The organism is bacterium, from assembly GCA_027622355.1.
GTDB lineage: Bacteria > UBA8248 > UBA8248 > UBA8248 > UBA8248 > JAQBZT01.
On the sequence record JAQBZT010000001.1, the window covers coordinates 17,608 to 34,560 of the forward strand.

21 protein-coding genes are annotated in these 16,953 nt (G+C 62.4%); 6 read left to right on the forward strand and 15 right to left on the reverse strand.

The window, feature by feature from the left end:
* Positions 1-38 precede the first annotated feature (38 nt).
* Together O2807_00115 and O2807_00120 are read left to right on the forward strand one after the other, a co-directional pair.
* Entirely contained in the window at positions 39-404 is a 366-nt protein-coding gene (locus tag O2807_00115; GenBank protein MDA0998904.1) for a sulfite exporter TauE/SafE family protein, read from the forward strand.
* A 127-nt stretch (positions 405-531) separates the two neighbouring features.
* A complete protein-coding gene (locus tag O2807_00120; GenBank protein MDA0998905.1) occupies positions 532-1,557 on the forward strand; it encodes a methionine synthase in 1,026 nt (341 codons plus the stop codon).
* 493 nt (positions 1,558-2,050) lie between these two features.
* On the opposite strand, the gene O2807_00125 is transcribed toward O2807_00120, so the two are convergent.
* Together O2807_00125 and O2807_00130 are read right to left on the reverse strand one after the other, a co-directional pair.
* Positions 2,051-3,079, reverse strand: coding sequence for a hypothetical protein (locus O2807_00125; GenBank protein MDA0998906.1), 1,029 nt, complete (start codon positions 3,077-3,079; stop codon positions 2,051-2,053).
* Between the two features lie 44 nt (positions 3,080-3,123).
* Entirely contained in the window at positions 3,124-3,570 is a 447-nt protein-coding gene (locus O2807_00130) for a tetratricopeptide repeat protein (protein MDA0998907.1), read from the reverse strand.
* Between the two features lie 213 nt (positions 3,571-3,783).
* Here O2807_00130 and O2807_00135 point away from each other — a divergent pair, with 213 nt between their 5' ends.
* Complete coding sequence (locus O2807_00135; GenBank protein ID MDA0998908.1) at positions 3,784-4,686, forward strand: MBL fold metallo-hydrolase; 903 nt, start codon at positions 3,784-3,786, stop codon at positions 4,684-4,686.
* Between the two features lie 61 nt (positions 4,687-4,747).
* On the opposite strand, the gene O2807_00140 is transcribed toward O2807_00135, so the two are convergent.
* The 3 genes from O2807_00140 to O2807_00150 all read right to left on the reverse strand — a co-directional run bounded on the left by O2807_00140 (position 4,748) and on the right by O2807_00150 (position 6,793).
* A complete protein-coding gene (locus O2807_00140; GenBank protein ID MDA0998909.1) occupies positions 4,748-5,224 on the reverse strand; it encodes an OsmC family protein in 477 nt (158 codons plus the stop codon).
* A 141-nt stretch (positions 5,225-5,365) separates the two neighbouring features.
* The gene (bcp, locus tag O2807_00145; protein MDA0998910.1) at positions 5,366-5,815 is read right to left on the reverse strand and encodes a thioredoxin-dependent thiol peroxidase; all 450 of its coding nucleotides are present in this window, start codon (positions 5,813-5,815) and stop codon (positions 5,366-5,368) included.
* Between the two features lie 120 nt (positions 5,816-5,935).
* The gene (locus tag O2807_00150) at positions 5,936-6,793 is read right to left on the reverse strand and encodes an NAD+ synthase (GenBank protein MDA0998911.1); all 858 of its coding nucleotides are present in this window, start codon (positions 6,791-6,793) and stop codon (positions 5,936-5,938) included.
* Between the two features lie 172 nt (positions 6,794-6,965).
* On the opposite strand from O2807_00150, the gene O2807_00155 reads away from it, so the two are divergent.
* The 3 genes from O2807_00155 to O2807_00165 are packed head-to-tail and all read left to right on the forward strand — an operon-like array spanning position 6,966 to position 8,736.
* Complete coding sequence (locus O2807_00155; protein ID MDA0998912.1) at positions 6,966-7,715, forward strand: cupin domain-containing protein; 750 nt, start codon at positions 6,966-6,968, stop codon at positions 7,713-7,715.
* A gap of 35 nt (positions 7,716-7,750) precedes the next feature.
* Entirely contained in the window at positions 7,751-8,146 is a 396-nt protein-coding gene (locus O2807_00160; GenBank protein MDA0998913.1) for a VOC family protein, read from the forward strand.
* Positions 8,147-8,163: 17 nt separating this feature from the next.
* Positions 8,164-8,736, forward strand: a complete 573-nt coding sequence (locus O2807_00165; protein ID MDA0998914.1) for a VOC family protein — start codon at positions 8,164-8,166, stop codon at positions 8,734-8,736.
* On the opposite strand, the gene O2807_00170 is transcribed toward O2807_00165, so the two are convergent.
* The 10 genes from O2807_00170 to mnmG all read right to left on the reverse strand — a co-directional run bounded on the left by O2807_00170 (position 8,733) and on the right by mnmG (position 16,952).
* Entirely contained in the window at positions 8,733-9,569 is an 837-nt protein-coding gene (locus tag O2807_00170; GenBank protein MDA0998915.1) for a DNA adenine methylase, read from the reverse strand. The genes O2807_00165 and O2807_00170 overlap by 4 nt on opposite strands.
* 39 nt (positions 9,570-9,608) lie before the next feature.
* Positions 9,609-10,469 carry a carbon-nitrogen hydrolase gene (locus tag O2807_00175; GenBank protein ID MDA0998916.1) on the reverse strand — a complete coding sequence of 287 codons (861 nt, stop codon included), beginning with the start codon at positions 10,467-10,469 and terminating at the stop codon, positions 9,609-9,611.
* Positions 10,470-10,563: 94 nt separating this feature from the next.
* Positions 10,564-10,992 (reverse strand): DsrE/DsrF/DrsH-like family protein, encoded by a 429-nt coding sequence (locus tag O2807_00180; GenBank protein MDA0998917.1) that lies wholly within the window; start codon positions 10,990-10,992, stop codon positions 10,564-10,566.
* Positions 10,989-11,810 (reverse strand): SUMF1/EgtB/PvdO family nonheme iron enzyme, encoded by an 822-nt coding sequence (locus O2807_00185; GenBank protein ID MDA0998918.1) that lies wholly within the window; start codon positions 11,808-11,810, stop codon positions 10,989-10,991. The genes O2807_00180 and O2807_00185 overlap by 4 nt, the downstream gene beginning before the upstream one ends.
* 23 nt (positions 11,811-11,833) lie before the next feature.
* The gene (locus O2807_00190; GenBank protein MDA0998919.1) at positions 11,834-12,082 is read right to left on the reverse strand and encodes a hypothetical protein; all 249 of its coding nucleotides are present in this window, start codon (positions 12,080-12,082) and stop codon (positions 11,834-11,836) included.
* Between the two features lie 17 nt (positions 12,083-12,099).
* Positions 12,100-12,714, reverse strand: a complete 615-nt coding sequence (locus tag O2807_00195) for a hypothetical protein (protein ID MDA0998920.1) — start codon at positions 12,712-12,714, stop codon at positions 12,100-12,102.
* Positions 12,714-13,103, reverse strand: coding sequence for a polymer-forming cytoskeletal protein (locus O2807_00200; protein ID MDA0998921.1), 390 nt, complete (start codon positions 13,101-13,103; stop codon positions 12,714-12,716). Before O2807_00200 ends, O2807_00195 begins: the two co-directional genes overlap by 1 nt.
* A 30-nt stretch (positions 13,104-13,133) precedes the next feature.
* A complete protein-coding gene (locus O2807_00205) occupies positions 13,134-14,051 on the reverse strand; it encodes a ParB/RepB/Spo0J family partition protein (GenBank protein MDA0998922.1) in 918 nt (305 codons plus the stop codon).
* A complete protein-coding gene (locus tag O2807_00210; protein MDA0998923.1) occupies positions 14,051-14,893 on the reverse strand; it encodes an AAA family ATPase in 843 nt (280 codons plus the stop codon). Before O2807_00210 ends, O2807_00205 begins: the two co-directional genes overlap by 1 nt.
* A 136-nt stretch (positions 14,894-15,029) precedes the next feature.
* Positions 15,030-16,952 carry a tRNA uridine-5-carboxymethylaminomethyl(34) synthesis enzyme MnmG gene (gene mnmG / locus O2807_00215; GenBank protein ID MDA0998924.1) on the reverse strand — a complete coding sequence of 641 codons (1,923 nt, stop codon included), beginning with the start codon at positions 16,950-16,952 and terminating at the stop codon, positions 15,030-15,032.
* Position 16,953: the final 1 nt, after the last annotated feature.

A 16,953-nucleotide genomic window follows, 5' to 3' on the forward strand; every position in this document is an offset into this window, starting at 1 on the left:
GGGATTTTCTGCGGCCCTGCCATGAGAGGAGGCATCTTTTGGATCTCTACGCTCTCGGCCTGTTGATCTATGGAATCTTCATCGGAACCGTGAACACCTCGACCGGTATCGGCTGGGGGGTGGCGACGGTTCCCTTTCTTTTCTTCTTCGTTCCGGGCCTCAGCCCGGCGCAGGTGGTGGCGGTCTCCCTCGTCGGCGGCATCTTCAGCAACGGAGCGGCCACGGTGGAGAATTTCCGGGGCGATCTGATCCACTGGCGCACCGCGGCCTACCTTGCGGCCGGCGCCGCCGCCGGCGGGATCATCGGCTCCCATATCATCCGCAGCCTGCCCGCGGCTCCCCTCCGCCGGATCCTCGGCGTCATCGTCCTTATTCTCGGCGCAAGGATGGTGCTGGGAAAGTGAGGCCGGGGCCCGCGGGGGCGGGCGTTCCGTGCTAAAATAAACTATCCACATCCACCGGAAAACGGAGCCCGCCGCCCGGGAATCTCCTCCGCGGCCGAAGCGGGTCTTTTCGACAAGGAGACCCCCCATGCTGCAGTCCACCATCGCCGGCAGCCTGCCGAAGCCCGCCTGGCTGGCGGAAGAGGTCGAACTCTGGGCTCCCTGGAAATCCTCGGGAGCCGAGCTCGAGCGCGCCAAGCGGGACGCCGTCGCGCTCGCCATCAAGATCCAGGAAGACGCCGGGATCGACATCGTCACCGACGGGGAGCAGACGCGCCAGCATTTCGTTCACGGCTTCCTGGAGTTCGTGGAGGGAATTGATTTTTCCAAGCGCGTGCGCATCGGCATCCGCGATGATCGCTACGAGGCGGACTGCCCCGTCGTCGTGGGGCCCATCTCGAGAAGGCCGCCCGGCCACGCGGATGAGGTGCGCTACTCCCGCAGCCGAACGAAGCACAAGCTCAAGTTCACCCTGCCGGGGCCCATGACCATCGTGGACACGCTGGCGGACAACCACTACGGCGATCGCCCGAAGCTCGCCATGGCGTTCGCCGAGGCGCTGAACGAAGAAGCCCGCGCACTGGAAGCCGCGGGCGCCGACATGATCCAGTTCGATGAGCCCGCCTTCAACGTCTACATGGACGCGGTCAAGACCTGGGGAATCGAGGCTCTCGAGCGCGCGGCCGATGGGCTCTCCTGCCAAACCGTGGTCCACATCTGCTACGGCTACGGCATCCAGGCCAACATCGACTGGAAGGAGGGTCTTGCGGAGGAGTGGCGCCAGTACGAGGAGACCTTCCCGGTTCTCGCCAAAAGCCGGATCGGCGGCGTCTCCCTCGAGTGCGCCAACTCCCGCGTGCCGATCAGCCTGCTCGGGCTCCTCGAGGGAAAAGACGTGCTCGTCGGCGCGATTGACGTAGCCGACCGCACCGTCGAAACCCCCGAACGGGTGGCGGCGGTCATCCGCGAAGCGATGCGGTACGTCTCGCCCGAGCGCCTCTACCCCTGTACCAACTGCGGCATGGTGCCACTCCCCCGCGATGTGGCCGAGGGCAAGCTTAAGGCCCTCGGCGCCGGAACGAAGCTCGTCCGCGAGGAAATCGCCGGGAAGTAAGACCGCTCCCCGGCAGGAAAAAACAAAAGGCCCATCTCCCTTTTCCGCTTTTGCAAAAAACGGAACCCGGCACGTCTAAATATCAAGAAATTGAATATGCGCCGCTTCCTTCTCCCGAGAATGGAGGGAAGGCCCGTGAAGAGGCATGCCTATCTTTTTGTAACGGCTTTCGCCCTGATCTCCTGCGGTATCCCGCAGACGCCTTCCACCTACACGGCGCCTGCGTCTACATCTCCGCCCGCTGCGGCTCCGGCTCAGCCTGCACAAAAATATTCTTCCGAGTATCGCCGCAGGCCGCACCAGTGGGATGGGCCGCGGACGTACTCACACCCGCACACCCATCCACCCGCCTTGCGTCACCGGTGGAACAGATACTCGCGATAGGGCGTTTGACGCGGCCGGCCGCGCGGTCGAAGCGCCGGAACGAAGCTCGTCCGCGAGGAAATCGCCGGGAAGTAATAGGGAGGCGGAACCGCTCTCCTCGCGCTCTTCCCTAAACCTCGAACTTCCGTGTGACGGAGCGGCTCGCGCCGTTCCAGCCGTGGAGGATGTTTGTCTGCGGGCCGGGGATGCCGCCCGCGACGATGAGGAGGAGATGCTCGGGCTTCTTGATGACGGGGATGAACTTCTCGTCGTCATCAAAGTCGGCCGCGCAGGGGAGGGATCTGACGCGATCGGGGGAGTAGCCTCCCGCCTTTTTGAGCTCGCCCGCCGCCCGCCCCGCCATCTCGCAGAGCCTCTGGTGCACCTCGGCCTTCGTCATCCCCGCCTTGGCGCAGATGTTCGCGTGGTCGGGGGCCATCGCCACCACCATGTCGGATTCCTGAAGCGAGTTCATCGAGCCGAGCGAGCTCATCGAGTCGGCGATGCCCGCAAGGAGCCTTTCGGGCCCGTTGCTCACATCGTCGAAAAACTGAAAGGGGGCGATGGCGGCGACGGCGGTCAGGACGTTTTCCTCCGCGCCGAAGCCCTTTGTCGCCGAGAGCGGCTCCCACGGGCTTTGGGCCTCGTTCTCGGCGATGCAGTAGGTATAGCGGCCGGGATGGCCGAAGGTGCTCATGGAGACGACGCCGGGGATGCCCGCCCCCAGGTTCAGCAGCATGAGCCGGATCGCCCTTCCGATCGTCGCGTTGGCGCGGAAGCCGGGGCCGAAGCAGCCGCTCCCCCCGTGCAGGCCGATCTCCTTCGCGTAGGGGCCGTTGACGATCAGGAGCGGCGCGGCGCTGCTCATCGTGGCCTGGATGCCGTTTATGCTAAAGGGCTCGGCGAGGATGGCCTCGAGCCCGCCGATCACCACGGGAAGATAGGCTGGCTTGCAGCCCGCCATCACGGCGTGAACGGCGACGGTGTAAACGGCCGCCACTTCGTTTCCCGGCGGGATGGCGCCGATGACTTCATCGGGATCGCGGCGCGTGCCCGAGAGCATCTCCGCCACGCGCGCCTCGGTGGGGATCACGACCGGCAGGCCGTCGGACCATTCCTTCTCGAAGAAAAATTCGAACTCATCGCCCGCTTGCGGCATGGCACATCCTTCCGAGGGTTCCGGGTGAAGTTTTCTGATTCGTCCTAGTTCGCTCGCTCGTTCTTCCACCGGGGCATGGAAGCGATCAAGCGCTTGACATCCTCCGCCTCGGGGACACCCAGCCGGACCAGGGCCCGGTAGTCCCGCATGGCGGCGGGACGGTTTCCCAGGCGGACATGGGCCTGCGCGCGGTACTCGAAAGCCTCCGCATAGGAGGGGTTCAGCGCCAAGGCCCGGTTGTACGCCTCAATCGCCTCGCGCACCCGGCCGGCGTGACGAAGGCTGTAGCCGAGCAGGGTGTAAGCTTTGTAGTTGCGGGGGTTTTCGGCGACCGCCCGCTGGAACAGATCGGCGGCACGGTTCCAGTTTCCCCTGGAGGTCTCGATCCGGCCTTGGTCATAAAATGAGCCTTTGGGGTTGGGCGCCAGCTGCTTTGCCGGGTCATACGCCAAGGAAGGGGCGGAAACCGCCAACGACAGAGAAATCGCCATTAAACCAAACAAAATTTTCACGTACCTGCCTCCAATATGGCGCCGATCAAAAAACGTTTCCCCGGAAGCGGGGACAGGGACTGCTAAGAGGGGCCAATATATCCCGATCATACGTCCGAAGCGAGCACAGACGGGATGTGGAAATGAAAAGCCCGATTCCCTTATGATGCTTTCATCCCGGCAACATTTCGCCGCCGTGAAGGAGGATGGTCCGTGGGCAGAAGTTGGAGCTTCGCTTGCTTTCTCGTCATCGCCGCGCTCTCCGTGACGGCTCCGGCCGCCCGGGCGGCGAGCCCGTTCGATAGCGTCCAGATCAAAACGCACCGCGTCGCCGGAAACATCTATATGCTCGAGGGCTCAGGAGGAAACATCGGGGTTTCCGTCGGGGAGGACGGCATCCTGATGATCGACGATCAGTTCGCTCCGCTCTCGAATAAAATCAAGGCCGCGCTCGCCCGGCTCGGCCCCGGCAAACCGAAGTTTCTCCTCAACACCCATTGGCACCCCGATCACACGAGCGGAAACCCCGTCTTCGGAAAGGACACCCCCATCATCTCGCACAAGAACGTGCGCAAGCGTTTGGAGGAGGGCGTCCGCCGCAGAAATACCTACAACAAGCCCCTGCCCAAGGAAGGCCTGCCCGTCATCACCTTCGACGAATCGCTCTCGATTCACTTCAACGGCGAGGAGATTCGTGCGATTCACTTCCCCACCGGCCACACCGACGGCGACACCATCGTGTTTTTCCCAAAATCGAAGGTGGTCCACATGGGCGATCACATGTTCTCGGGGCTGTTCCCCTTCATCGATCTCGTCACCGGGGGAGACGTGGAGGGTTACACGAAAAACGTCAAGGCCGTGCTGGATCGCATCCCGCCCGAAACGAAAGTCATTCCGGGCCACGGACCCTTGAGCGGCGTCAAGGAGCTAAAAGTGTTTTATGGAATGCTGGTTGAGACAACCGATTTCATCCGCGGAAAGATCCGTGCCGGAAAAGGGCTGGATGCGATCAAGGCGGAAGGCCTCCCCGCCAGATGGAAGGGCTGGGCCTGGCAATTCGTCTCCGAGGAAAAATGGATAGCCACCGTCTACATGAGTCTGCAGCGGAAAAAATAATCTGCCCGCACAACAAAAAAGCCCCCGGCTGGCCGAGGGCTTTTTTGATCCCGTGAAAAAATTATTCGTTCACGTGCCAGGTGTCGACCATCTTACAGCCGCTCGCCACGAACATGTTGTAAAGGGGGCAGCGCTTGTAGTAGTCGGCCTTGGCGGCTTCCATCTGCTCGGCGGTGGCGTTCGTCTTGAGCCAGACTTCGGTCTGCGCTTCGGTCGGGTGGGGCTGGTAGCCCTCTTGGCCGGCGATGCCGCGCGGGCTGTAAACAATGTTGGACTTCACCTTGAGGGTTTCGATCTCGAGCTTCGCGTCTTTCATCGCCCGCTCGAGGATGACGGCGGTGCAGCCGGCGAGGGCGGCCACAAGGTAGCCCGTGGGCGAGGGGCCCTCGTTCGAGCCGCCGAGCGGTTTGGGCTCGTCCACGATGATGGTATGGCCGCTCTTGGTGGTGACGATGCCCTTGGCGTGCCCCTTGAAGTCGAGCTCCGCCCAGTTCTCGGTGGTCTCGGGAAGCTCTTTCGGTCGGATGTTCATGGCCATGAAGGAAACACCTCCTGAAAAAAGATAGACCGCGCCCGTGTGCGGCGGCCGCGCGTTCCGCTTTGCGAGGTGAAGGAGAATACCAAAGGAGGCGCGTGCGGGAAAACAGCAAGGAGAGCCCCGGCGCCGGGCGCAGAGGCCCTAGAGGGCCTTGAGGACTTCCTTGGTGTGGTCCTTAACCTTCACGTCCTCGAACACCTTCTCAACGCGGCCCTTCTCGTTGATGATGAAGGTGGTGCGGAAGACGGATTCGAACTTGCTGCCGAAAATCTCTTTTTCGCCGTAAGCCCCGTATTTCGAAGCGATTTCGGCGTCCGGGTCCGCGAGGAGGGGAAAATTGAGCTTCAGCTCCTCGCTGAAGCGCTTGTGGCTCACCTCGTTGTCCGGGCTCACCCCCAGCAGGATCACCCCTTTCGCCTGGATCTGCTTGAAATCCTTGTTAAAATTCTTGGCTTCTATGGTGCACCCGGGGGTGCCGTCCTTGGGGTAAAAATAAAGAACGATCTTCTGGCCCTTGTATTGCGAAAGGCGGTGGAGCTTGCCGTTTTCGTCGCGGAGACTGAAAGCGGGCGCCATGCATCCTGACTTCATCACAAAAACCCCCTTATTTCATTGTGTTTCTCTCTCGACCCCCAAGCACATTGATAATACAGGACTACAACTGTTTTCTATATTGCCATATCGGGAGGAAGGCTTCAAGTCGGGGAAAAATCAGAGACCCCAGTCGCGGGCATAGCGGAAGTCGCGGTCGATCGTCCGGGCGCTGAGCTTGGCGATCAGGGGGAGGCGGCGCTTGTACTGGCTGCGCTGCACCAGCCGCATCACACCATCCACAAGCGCGGCGGAAAAACCCCGGGAGAAAAGCTCATCGCGTTGGTAGCGCCGATCGATCATCAGATAGAGGAGCGCGTCCACCTCCTCGTAGGTGAAGCCGAGTTCGTCCTCGTCCGTCTGCCCCACCCACAGATCCGCGCTCGGCGGCTTCTGGATGACTTCCTTGGGCACTCCCAGATGCCGGGCGATCTGGCGGATCTGGGTTTTGTACAGATCCCCGATAGGGTTGACCGCGCTGGCCATGTCTCCGAAGAGAGTTCCGTAGCCGAGGAGGAGTTCGGTCTTGTTGCTCGTCCCCACCACCAGGGCGCCGAGCCGGGCGGAGTGATCGTAGAGAATTGTCATCCGCTCACGGGCCATCTTGTTTCCACGGCGAAGCGGGTCGGCATCGGGGAAGCGCTCGAAATACGCATCGATCTGCGGGCTGATGTCCACCACCTGGATCTGGATGCCGCTCGCGCGGGCAACCGAGCGGGCGTCGCGCTCGCTCTGGGGGTTCGAGAGCCGGTAGGGCATGATGATACCCGTCACGTTCTTGGGGCCCAGCGCGCGGGCGGCCACGAAGGCGGAAACCGCGCTGTCAATTCCGCCCGAGAGCCCCAAAACCAGATTTTTCACCCCGACCTTCATCACCTCGTCCCGGATGAAACCCACCAGAAGGTCCGTGGCGAGCGGCGAATCCAGCTCGAACTCTTCCAGGATTGAGGCGACCAGTATCCCGTTTTTTTTAGACACCGAAAATACCTCCGCTGGACCAATTCGATGCGCCCTATGATGCCCGCTGGGGGCGCGGCCTGCAACGGGAAAATGCGCTTTCCCGCCCGTTGACCGGCTCCGCGCGCGGAGTTACCTTTTGGGGCCTTGAATCCAGTTCACGTTAACCGATTCGCTCCCGCGGGAGGCCAAAATGCCTGTTCTTGGAACGGTGGACCGTCTCAAGTGGGTTTACGACCCGTCAACGATCCGCAAGGGCGGCGCTCCCCGGCCGCTGGCCACGCCGCACATCGAGCTTCGGATCATCGTCCTCAAGCCGGGGGTGCAGCCCGCCTACCACCGGCACCAGGAAGAGATGGACGAGGGCTACCTCATCTACCGGGGTCATGGTGTGGTCCACCACGACGGGGAGGAATTCGAGGTCCGCGCGGGGGATGTCGTTCACGTCCCGGGCGGCACCTGGCACCAGATGAAAAACATCGGTGATGCGGATTTGATCGAGTTTAACTTCCGGGGAGGGAAAATGCCCTCGGTCAACATCCTTCCCGATCAGGAAGAACCTCAGAAAAAAACGGGGGGCGGCTATCACCTTCTCGGCAATCTCGATTCCCTGAAATGGGTTTTCAGCCTGGACGACATCAAATCGAACGGGCCGCCCACGGTCATCGCCACCCCCCATCTCGAAGTGCGCATCCTCGATTTCGGCCCGGGGGATCAGCCCGCGAGCCTGCACCGCCACCAAAAGGAAATGGACGAGATTTACCTGGTCGCGGAGGGCGAAGCCCATCTGCACGGCGACATCGGCGGGGTGGACGTCAAAAAAGGCGATGTGGTTCACATCCCCGGAGGCGCATGGCATAACACCGAAAACCGCAGCAAGAAACGGCTGCTTCTGTTCAACATCCGGGGCGGGCGGATGCCCTCCTCTTCCGAGTGGGCGTAGCCGCATCCGGACCTTTTCCCAGAGAAAGGAAATAAATGGCCATCACAGGGGGTTACAATCATATCCACATGATCAGCCCGGACCCGAAGGCGGCGGCGGACTGGTTCGTGAAATTCCTCGGTGCCGAAATCTTCGGGGATGAAGAGCTTCGCGGCGCCCGGAACGTCCGGATGAAGATCGGCGATGCGAATCTTTATGTGCGCGGCAAGCGGACGAGCGACAAGATCGCCGACACCGGCGGCGGGCGCCCCTACGGCATCGATCATTTCTGCTTCAGCGTATCCGACATCGAGGATTTGCTCCGGTATGTGGAACAGAACGGCGGGCCCATCCCCCAGCCGCTCTTCTCCCTCCCGAGCGGGAACCGCGCCGCCTACGTGATGGGGCCCGATGGCGTGCACATCGAGCTCATCGAACCCAAGGCATCCTGAATCTGAAAGGAGTTTCCGTGGCGCCCAAGCTCAAGCAGCTTCAGCACATCGCCATCATCGCCCGCGATATCGACGTATCCCTGCGCTTCTACCGGGACGTTCTCGGATTCCGGATGATCGAGCGGCACGGGCCGGGCGAGGCCGAGGGCTACAACAACTATCTGAATTTCATGACCATCACCGACGAGCACCACGTCATCAACGTCGTGGAGCTTGCCCCCGAGAACCGGCCGAAAGAGGATCGGAGTCCGAGCGGCTACGGACTGCACCATTTCGCCTTCTCGGTCGAGGACAAGGCCGAGTTCGACGCCTGGTACGATCACCTCAAGGCGAACGGCGTCAAGTTCGTCAAAGAGCCGGTCGTACACAGCCCGACCCACCCCGAGGGGGACGGCTCCTGGGGCGAGAACCGGGCAATGTACTTCCCCGATCCGGACGGGAACCTCATCGAGATCTTCTGCGACATGGGGATTCTGAATAAAAATAACGAATTCAACCGCGAATGGCACGCCGGGCGGCTGAAGCGCGACGGCCACGACCCGGCGAAAACCGAACCGCCCGTGACGGGAAAATACAAAGAGCGTCCCTAGCTCTCGTAATTGCGGATCACGAGTTCGGCCACCTTCCCCCTCCGGTTGGGGCGGGAGTTGATCGCGCGCGCGGCCTGAACCTGTGTTACGCGGAAGTCCTTATAGAGCCCCCGGATGAAGGGGGTGTCCGAGTTCGACTGCATGAACCGGACGCCATTGCCGTCGAGTTTCCGGCACACCTCGGCGAGCCCGCCCTGTTCTTCCTCTCCGAAACTCCCGGCCGTGTAGGCCGTAAAATTCGCCGTTTTACTCAGTGGGTGATAGGGCGGATCGAGATAGACGAAATCCCCCGGACAGGCTTTGCTGTCCATCTCCCGGAAGCCGCAGCAACTCAAGGCCGCCTTCTGCAGAACCGATGAGGCGCGCCGCAGCCCTTCTGCGTCGCAGATGGTGGGATTCTTGTGACGGCCGAAGGGAACGTTGAACTCCCCCTTCCAGTTCACCCGGTAAAGGCCGTTGTATCCGGTGCGGTTCAGATAGATGAACCGGGCAGCGCGGGCCGGGGGCGAGAGAATTGCGGTATCTTGCCCGCGGACGCGGTAGTAGCGATCCCGGTCGTAGACGTGGCGCTTGAGGGCGCGGATGACGGCTTCCACGTCGTCGCGCACGGTCTGGTAGGCGCTGATCAGCTCTTCGATTCGATCGGAGAGATGAATGTTTCCGCGGATGCCGGGGCGCAACGAAAAAAAGACTGCTCCGCTTCCCAAAAACGGCTCATGGTAGTTGCCGATTTGTGCGGGAAAGAGCGGGGCGTATTGCGAAAGGAGACGGCCCTTTCCGCCAGCCCATTTCAAAAATGGGCGCGCCGCAGCGGAGTTGGCTGTTCTTCCCATCGTATCCTCCCGGAAGCCCGGCGGTGAAAGGACAGGATGCTACCCCTTCTCCTTCCCCTGAATCCGGCGAAGCTCCCGAAGGGCGAGATGGACGTTCTCATCTTTCAGGGTCGGGGACGCGATGCGCGTGCGGCGGATATCCGCCGTGTCCACCTCGCCGATCAGAAGACGGGCCTTGCCCCGCGGGGCGGCGGCGAGGGGCTCTCCGTTCGGGAGAATGATCTCCGAGCCGCCCCAGAAGTTGATGCCGTCCTCGTAGCCCACCCGGTTCGAGAAAAAGACGAACTGGTTGAACAGGCCCGCATAGCACCGGTTCAGGGATTGCCAGGTGCGCTCGATGGCGAATGATGATTTTCCCTTTTTCCGCTGGACGCCCCGGCTCGGGCTCGATGAAGGAATGAAAAGAAGATCGGCGCCATCCTGGGAGGCGATGTAGGCAAGGCTCGGGTGCCAGGCGTCCTCGCACACCAGAATCGCGGCGCGGCCGAACTGGGTGTCGAAAGCCCGCAGACCCTGGCCCGCGCCCACGTAGCGCGCTTCATCGAAAAGGCCGTAGGTCGGGAGATAGATCTTGCGGTGGACGTGCAGCAGCTTTCCGTTCTCGAAGTATCCCGCCACGTTGTAGAACGCATGGCGGCCCGACTCCTCGATGAAGCCCACGATCAGCGCGACATCGCGGCTCAGCCGGGCAATCTCCTTGATCATGGCGGCGTCCCGCCGGAGGGCCACCTCGGGGACCATGTCCTTGAGGAAATACCCGGTGAGTGAAAGCTCCGGGAAAATCAAAAGGTCCACGCCCTTTCTGCGAGCCGATTTCACCTCTTTCTCGAGAATTTCCCAGTTCGCCTCGAGATTTCCCAGCGTGGGCCCAATCTGGGCCAGCCCCACCCGAAATTTCATTTCATCGCTCCCGCTTTTCTCCGCGCCGATCGAAATCATTTCCCGAGCGGGAAGGAATATCACACTCCCCCCGCTTCCGAAAACCGCGCCCGCCCTAGATGAACAGCTTGGTTTCCGCCCCCTGGGTGCGGGAGAGAAAAACGGGCAGGCTGATCACCTCATCCACCGCGCCCTCCACCTCCCGGTTGGTGTAGCCCATGAACTTCACCTGCGAGACGCAGGCATATGTCGTCACCTGGCCCGCCTGCCGGGCGGACTCGATCAGATCGCTCACGGAATGCGCCCGGGCCTCCCGCATCCGTTCCGCAATCCGCTTTCCTTCCTCGCCATAAGCAGCCGGAAAGGTCATGTCGTCCACCCTGTCTTCCACGAATTTGCGGAGGGCCTCAAAGAACAAGATGATGTGCACTTCCTCTCCGTTCGCCGCCGCGCTCGCGGCCAGCGTAGCCACCTGATACAGGCGGTCGAAATCGCCGCTGTGGGCGAAAATCACCATTTGCCTGGCCTTTTTCCCGTTCATCATCCCGCCTCTTTTGAGCGGGTGCAGCGAAACCCCACGCCGCCGTGGCGCCCCCCGGGCGGCCCCTGCCATCTGTGATCGCCGCGGCCCGACGCGAGAGGCTGGCCCCAGTAGCCGCCGCGGATCACGCGCGCGTTTCCGCTCGGGGGCCCCTTCGGGTTCTGCTCCGGCGAACTCTCGTAGTAGCGCTCCCCGTAATAGTCCGCCACCCATTCGGCCGCGTTTCCGGCCATGTCCATGGCGCCGTACACGCTCCTTCCCTCCGGAAAGCTTCCCACGGGCAAGGGGCCCGAAAACCGCTTTCCCAGATTCGCCCGGGAGGCGGAGGCCACCTCCCCCCACGGATAAAGGCGGCCGCTCTCCCCGCGGGCGGCCTTTTCCCACTCCGCCTCAGTGGGCAGGCGTTTTCCCGCCCAGGCGCAATAGGCCTCGGCCTCGAACCACGTCACCAGCGTCACGGGCAGATCGCTCGTCCCCGGCTCGGGGCGGTGGCTCCGCCAGGAGAAACGGCTCCAGTCCCCGCCCCATCTTATGTCGCCGGGCTCCCATTTCGGGGCTGCGCGCCCCGTCGCGGCCAGAAAGCGGGCATAGGCCAAATGGGTCACCTCAAATTTATCAATATAAAAAGCGTCCAGCACGATCATGCGGCCGGGCGCCACATCTTCCATTCCCTTTGCGAGGGTTCCTTTTTTCGCCCCCCGCAGAAAAGTACCCGCCGGAACAAACACCATCGCGGAATTGTCGTTTCCCGTGCGGCGGGTGAGCGGATGGGGGGCCTCCCTCGCCGGCGATACGCATCCCGCCAGCAAAAAAAGGGCCACCCAAGCCAAAACGCTTTTCCGGATCACTCAAAATCCTTCGGCTTCACGTTTGAGAAATTCATCCGGGGAAGGAGGGAGGAAGGCCGCCGGGCCAGGCGGTGCCTCCAAAAGCCACCAAGAAAGCGCACCGCCAGAAACAAAAACACCAAAAGGCCGGCGGCGATCAGGACATGGAGCGCGGCGCCTTTCCCGTAGCGGTAGAAAAAATATGCCACGGAAAGCCAGAACAAAAATCCGGCGACCAGAGAAAACCGCGTTTGATTTTCAGGCATGGGCCGCTGGCTCCGCCCTACCGGGACGCGTTCGGTATCACCGACAGCGCCTGGGAAATCATCTTATGAACCTCATGCGAGTACCGATCCGCCCCGCCGAAGACCACCCCGGTGGCCATCCCCTTCGCCGACCAAAGAACCTTCCCTTTTTTCAGATCGATCCATCTCAGTTCCAGTCGAATCTTCAGGGGCTCGAGCTGGATGAGCCGCACATCTCCCCCGATGCCCACCTCGTCATCGGGAAACAGCGAGGCGATCTTCTTCAGGGTTTTCGGGTCGCTGTATTTGAGTCCGACAATCCGCTCCTTGACGAATACGCTCAGCGTCTGGTTGTAGTCGCGAACCGCATATCCTTTTTTCAGCAGCACCTCGACGATGCTCGCCATGTTCGAGCGGACATCATCGCCCGTCACCTGAAGGGTGATGATGGATTTCGTATCCTGGAGCCGCAGGGCACGGAAGGCGGGAGTTCCCGGGGGCGGGGAGTAGGTGAATCCGTCGCCCGACTTACCGATCCCCCCTCCTGAGGCTCGAAGGCCGCATCCGGCAAGAAGAGCCGCCAGCAGCAGGGCGGAAGCGAAAAAGCGCGGCGCCTCGCCGAACATCCGGCGTTCCCGCGCGCGAGTTTTCATTACGCCTCTTTCGGCGGCGCCGCGCTCGCCTCCCCGCCCGCCGCGCGCCCGGTCATGTGGCAGGTGCCCTCGAAGACGGCGCCTTCCTCGATGAAAATGTTCGAGGTGTACACGTCTCCCTTGACGTGCCCGCCGAGGCGGATTTCGCATTTTTGTTTCGCCTCGATCTTCCCTTCCACCTTTCCCATCACGACGACGATGCCGGCCTGGATGTTGGCTTTTACGGTGGCCGCCGAGCCGACGATAAACGTGTCCTCGGTCACTACCTCTCCTTCGAGAATGCCGTCAACGCGCACCGTCCCCTCGAAAGTGATGACGCCCTTGAATTCTGTGCCTTCCCCCAAAAAGGCCCTGATGGTCTTCTCGTAGTTCGCATCCCCTCGGGCCACCGCTTTTCCTCCCGTTTGCCGGAACATGCCTCAGGCCAGCCGATCGATCAGCCCCTCGAGCATGTCCTTTGAGTAATAATCAATAATGATCTTTCCCTTTTTTTCGTCCCCGTCAATCGCCACCTTCGTTCCCAGGGTACTGCGAAGGCGCTCGGTCTGCTCCCGAAGGAAAATGGCCTCCGGCCCCCGGGGGCCTTCATCCTTCGCGGGACGCCGCCGTCCCCCCCCCGGGCCCGCCGCTTTCGTCAGCGCCTTCCGCACCCTGTCCTCGAGCTGGCGGACCGACAGGTTTTTCTTCACCGCCTCGTCCGCGAAGCGCTCGGCTTCTTCCGGGGATCGCAGCGACAAAAGCGCGCGGGCGTGGCCCATCGAGAGAAGGTCGGCGGCGACGCTCTCCTGAACGGCGAGCGGAAGCCGGAGAAGGCGGATGTAGTTCGCCACCGTGGAGCGTTCCTTGCCCACACGGGCGGCGAGCTCTTCCTGCGTCACGCCGAGCCGATCCATCATGCTGGAAAAGGCCGCCGCCACCTCCATCGGGTTCAGATCCGCGCGCTGCACGTTTTCGATGACGGCGATCTCGAGAAGTTTTTCGGCCGCGGCCTCCACCAAGATCACGGGAACCGTTTCGAGGCCGGCCGCGCGGGCGGCGCGCCACCTCCGCTCGCCGGCCACGATTTCGTATCTCCCCGCGGTGGAGCGCACCAGTATCGGTTGAAGCACGCCGTGCGTTTTGACGGACTCGGAAAGTTCCTTGAGGCTTTCGTCGTCAAAGTCGATCCGCGGCTGGTGAACACCGGGGTGCAGATCGGCCACGGGCACGCGGCTCAGGCGCTCGCCCTCCGCCGCGGGAGCGGCGATCGGCCCTTCATCCGGCGGCGACATCGGATCCGAGGAAAGAAGCGCATCCAGTCCACGGCCGAGGGCCTTGCGTCCTTTTGTGGCCGCCATTAATTCATCCTCCGCCTTCTTCCGGCGCGGGTGAGAAACTCGCTGGCCATGGCGAGGTAGGCCTGCGCGCCCGAAGATGAAATGTCGTATGCAATGACGGGCTTTCCATGGCTCGGCGCCTCGGCGAGGCGAATGCTCCGCGGGATCGCGACGCGGTAAGTGAGCTCGGGAAGGTGCGTGCGGAGATCCTCCCCCACCTGCCGGGAAAGATTGGTTCGCGAGTCGTACATCGTGAGAACGATGCCGCCCACCCGAAGGCCCGGATGGATGGATTGCCGGACGCGCTCGATCGTTTTCATGAGGCGGGCCAGACCCTCGAGCGCGAAGTACTCCGCCTGAATCGGGATCAGCACCTCATCGGCCGCCCGGAGAGCGTTGAGGGTCAAAAGGCCGAGCGAGGGGGGGCAATCGATCAAGATAAAGTGGAACGCCGAGCGGTACCTCTCCAAAACACTTCGAAGCCTCTCCGTCCGGTTCGGCAGATCCGCCAGCTCGAGTTCGGCACCGACCAGATCGATGGACGAGGTTAAAACTCTAAGTCTTTTTATATCAATAGTTTGCAGTGATTTCTCCTCGATCCGCTCGTCCATCACCAGCGCCCGGTAGAGGGCCGGGTCCTGGGTGTCGAGACCGAAGGCGCTCGAGGCATTCGATTGCGGATCCAAGTCAACAAGCAGGGTAGGCTCATCGGCCACCGCGAGGCACGCGGCGAGGTTCACTGAGGTGGTGGTTTTGCCCACCCCGCCCTTCTGGTTCACGATGGCGATAACCCGTGCCTGCCCGGGAGAATTCTGGCTTTCCGCAGCCGGACGGCTGGGCTCGGAGACAGCTGCTTCCGACATAGGACCTCGCTGAGGAGAGATAGGATCGGCTCCTAGAAAGTGTCATAGTCAGGCACAAATTTCAAGGGAATGTTTCACGTGGAACACAGTTTTTCGAAATTTTCCAGATGTTCCACGTGGAACATCCCTGGCCCCGCTAGCTGCCTTCAGGGGACAAGGGATGGCCCCCATCGCCAGAGGCGGAGGAGCGGCGGAGGTGAACTTCCAGCAGCGCGATAGCCGCGGGCGTTACCCCCGAGATGCGGCTGGCCTGTCCGAGGGTCCGGGGCTGGACCTCTGTCAGGCGCTGGCGAACCTCGAATTTCAGATGTTTAATCTCTTTAAAATCAAAACTTTCTGGAATGCGTATCCGGTCAGCCGCCCGGAGGGTGGCCACCTGCCGCCCCTCCCGGAGCACGTACTCCTTGTACTGCACTTCGGCCAGGACAAACCGGCGGGCCTCCTCGCCCAGTCCATTCCACAACTCCAGGAGGCGTCCGCCCTGCACGGCATCCACCCGGAGCGCCACTTCGGCCCCCACCTCCGGCCGGCGGAGAATATCCCCCAGCTTTTGTGGCTTCCGGAGCGCTGCCGTCCCGAAGGACTGGAGGAGATCCGACACAGAGGGCTTGGGATAAACGTCCGCATCCTCAATGTAATCAATTATTTCTCGACATTTCGTCTTTTTTTCGCCAAAAGCCTGGAAGGTTGTATCGTCCAGGGAACCCACCCGGTGGCCCAGCGCCATCAGGCGCATATCCGCATTGTCGTGGCGGAGGAGCAGCCGGTGCTCCGCCCGGCTGGTGAACATCCGGTAGGGCTCGGCCACCCCCTTCGTCACCAGATCATCGATCAGCACCCCGATGTAGGCCTCCTCCCGCCCGAGGATGAGCGGCGCCTCCTCGCGCAGATAGCGTGCCGCGTTGATGCCCGCCATGAGACCCTGTGCCGCCGCTTCCTCGTAGCCCGTCGTCCCGTTGATCTGCCCGGCATGGAAGAGCCCCGGCACGCGCTGCGTCATCAGGCTCGGCATCAGCTCGGTCGGGTCCACAAAGTCGTACTCCACCGCATAGCCCGGCCGCATGATCTCCGCCCGCTCGAGGCCCGCGATCGATCGAACAACGCCCAACTGCACATCCACGGGCAGGCTCGTCGAGAGCCCGTTGACGTAGATCTCGAGTGTCTGCCTTCCTTCGGGCTCGAGAAAAATCTGGTGCGCCTCCTTGTCCGGAAAGCGCATCACCTTGTCCTCAATGCTCGGACAGTAGCGCACCCCGGTGCCCTCGATCTGGCCGTTGAACATCGGCGCGCGATCGATGTTCCGGCGGATCAGCTCATGCGCCTTCGGGTTGGTGTAGGTGATGTAGCAGGGAACCTGATCCTGCCGGATGCGATCGGTGCGGAAGGAAAAAGGACGGGGCGGCTCGTCCCCGGGCTGAACCGCGAGCGAGCCGAAGTCGATCGTCCGCGCATCGAGACGCGGCGGCGTTCCCGTCTTCATCCGCCCGATGCGGAAGCCGAGCGATGCGAGTTGATCCGTCAGCCCGCGCGCCGCGCCCTCGCCCGCGCGCCCGCCCTCGATCTTCTGATCGCCATAGTGCAGCAGCCCGCGCGTGAACGTGCCCGGCGTCAGGATCACCGCCCGCGATTCGAACCGCTCGCCGAACTGTGTCTCGATGCCCGCCGCGCGGCCCGCATCATCCAGCAGGATCCGCCGGAGCGCGCCCTGCTTGAGAATGAGGCCCTCCTGCCGCTCGACGGCGTATTTCATGTACATCCGGTATTGCTGTTTGTCGGCCTGCGCCCGGAGGGCCTGAACGGCGGGGCCTTTCCGGGTGTTGAGCATGCGGAACTGAATGCCGGTCGCGTCAATCGCCCGGGCCATCTCACCGCCCAGCGCGTCCACCTCGCGGACCAGCACGCCCTTCGCGAGTCCCCCGATCGCCGGGTTGCAGGACATCAGCCCCACCGTGTCGAGGTTCATCGTGAAGAGCAGCGCCCTTGCGCCCATGCGCGCCGCGGCGAGCGCCGCCTCGCATCCCGCGTGGCCGGCACCGATCACGATGATGTCGAAATTCAAT

Bases quoted from the DNA above. Each gene is read 5' to 3' on its own strand.
- O2807_00120 (MDA0998905.1), top strand. From the start codon at position 532: ATGCTGCAGTCCACCATCGCCGGCAGCCTGCCGAAGCCCGCCTGGCTG.
- bcp (MDA0998910.1), bottom strand. From the start codon at position 5,815: ATGAAGTCAGGATGCATGGCGCCCGCTTTCAGTCTCCGCGACGAAAAC.
- O2807_00170 (MDA0998915.1), bottom strand. From the start codon at position 9,569: ATGGGAAGAACAGCCAACTCCGCTGCGGCGCGCCCATTTTTGAAATGG.
- O2807_00140 (MDA0998909.1), bottom strand. From the start codon at position 5,224: ATGGCCATGAACATCCGACCGAAAGAGCTTCCCGAGACCACCGAGAAC.
- O2807_00205 (MDA0998922.1), bottom strand. From the start codon at position 14,051: ATGGCGGCCACAAAAGGACGCAAGGCCCTCGGCCGTGGACTGGATGCG.
- O2807_00195 (MDA0998920.1), bottom strand. From the start codon at position 12,714: ATGAAAACTCGCGCGCGGGAACGCCGGATGTTCGGCGAGGCGCCGCGC.
- O2807_00130 (MDA0998907.1), bottom strand. From the start codon at position 3,570: ATGGCGATTTCTCTGTCGTTGGCGGTTTCCGCCCCTTCCTTGGCGTAT.
- O2807_00125 (MDA0998906.1), bottom strand. From the start codon at position 3,079: ATGCCGCAAGCGGGCGATGAGTTCGAATTTTTCTTCGAGAAGGAATGG.
- O2807_00180 (MDA0998917.1), bottom strand. From the start codon at position 10,992: ATGATGAACGGGAAAAAGGCCAGGCAAATGGTGATTTTCGCCCACAGC.
- O2807_00210 (MDA0998923.1), bottom strand. From the start codon at position 14,893: ATGTCGGAAGCAGCTGTCTCCGAGCCCAGCCGTCCGGCTGCGGAAAGC.
- O2807_00155 (MDA0998912.1), top strand. From the start codon at position 6,966: ATGCCTGTTCTTGGAACGGTGGACCGTCTCAAGTGGGTTTACGACCCG.
- O2807_00160 (MDA0998913.1), top strand. From the start codon at position 7,751: ATGGCCATCACAGGGGGTTACAATCATATCCACATGATCAGCCCGGAC.
- O2807_00190 (MDA0998919.1), bottom strand. From the start codon at position 12,082: ATGCCTGAAAATCAAACGCGGTTTTCTCTGGTCGCCGGATTTTTGTTC.
- O2807_00175 (MDA0998916.1), bottom strand. From the start codon at position 10,469: ATGAAATTTCGGGTGGGGCTGGCCCAGATTGGGCCCACGCTGGGAAAT.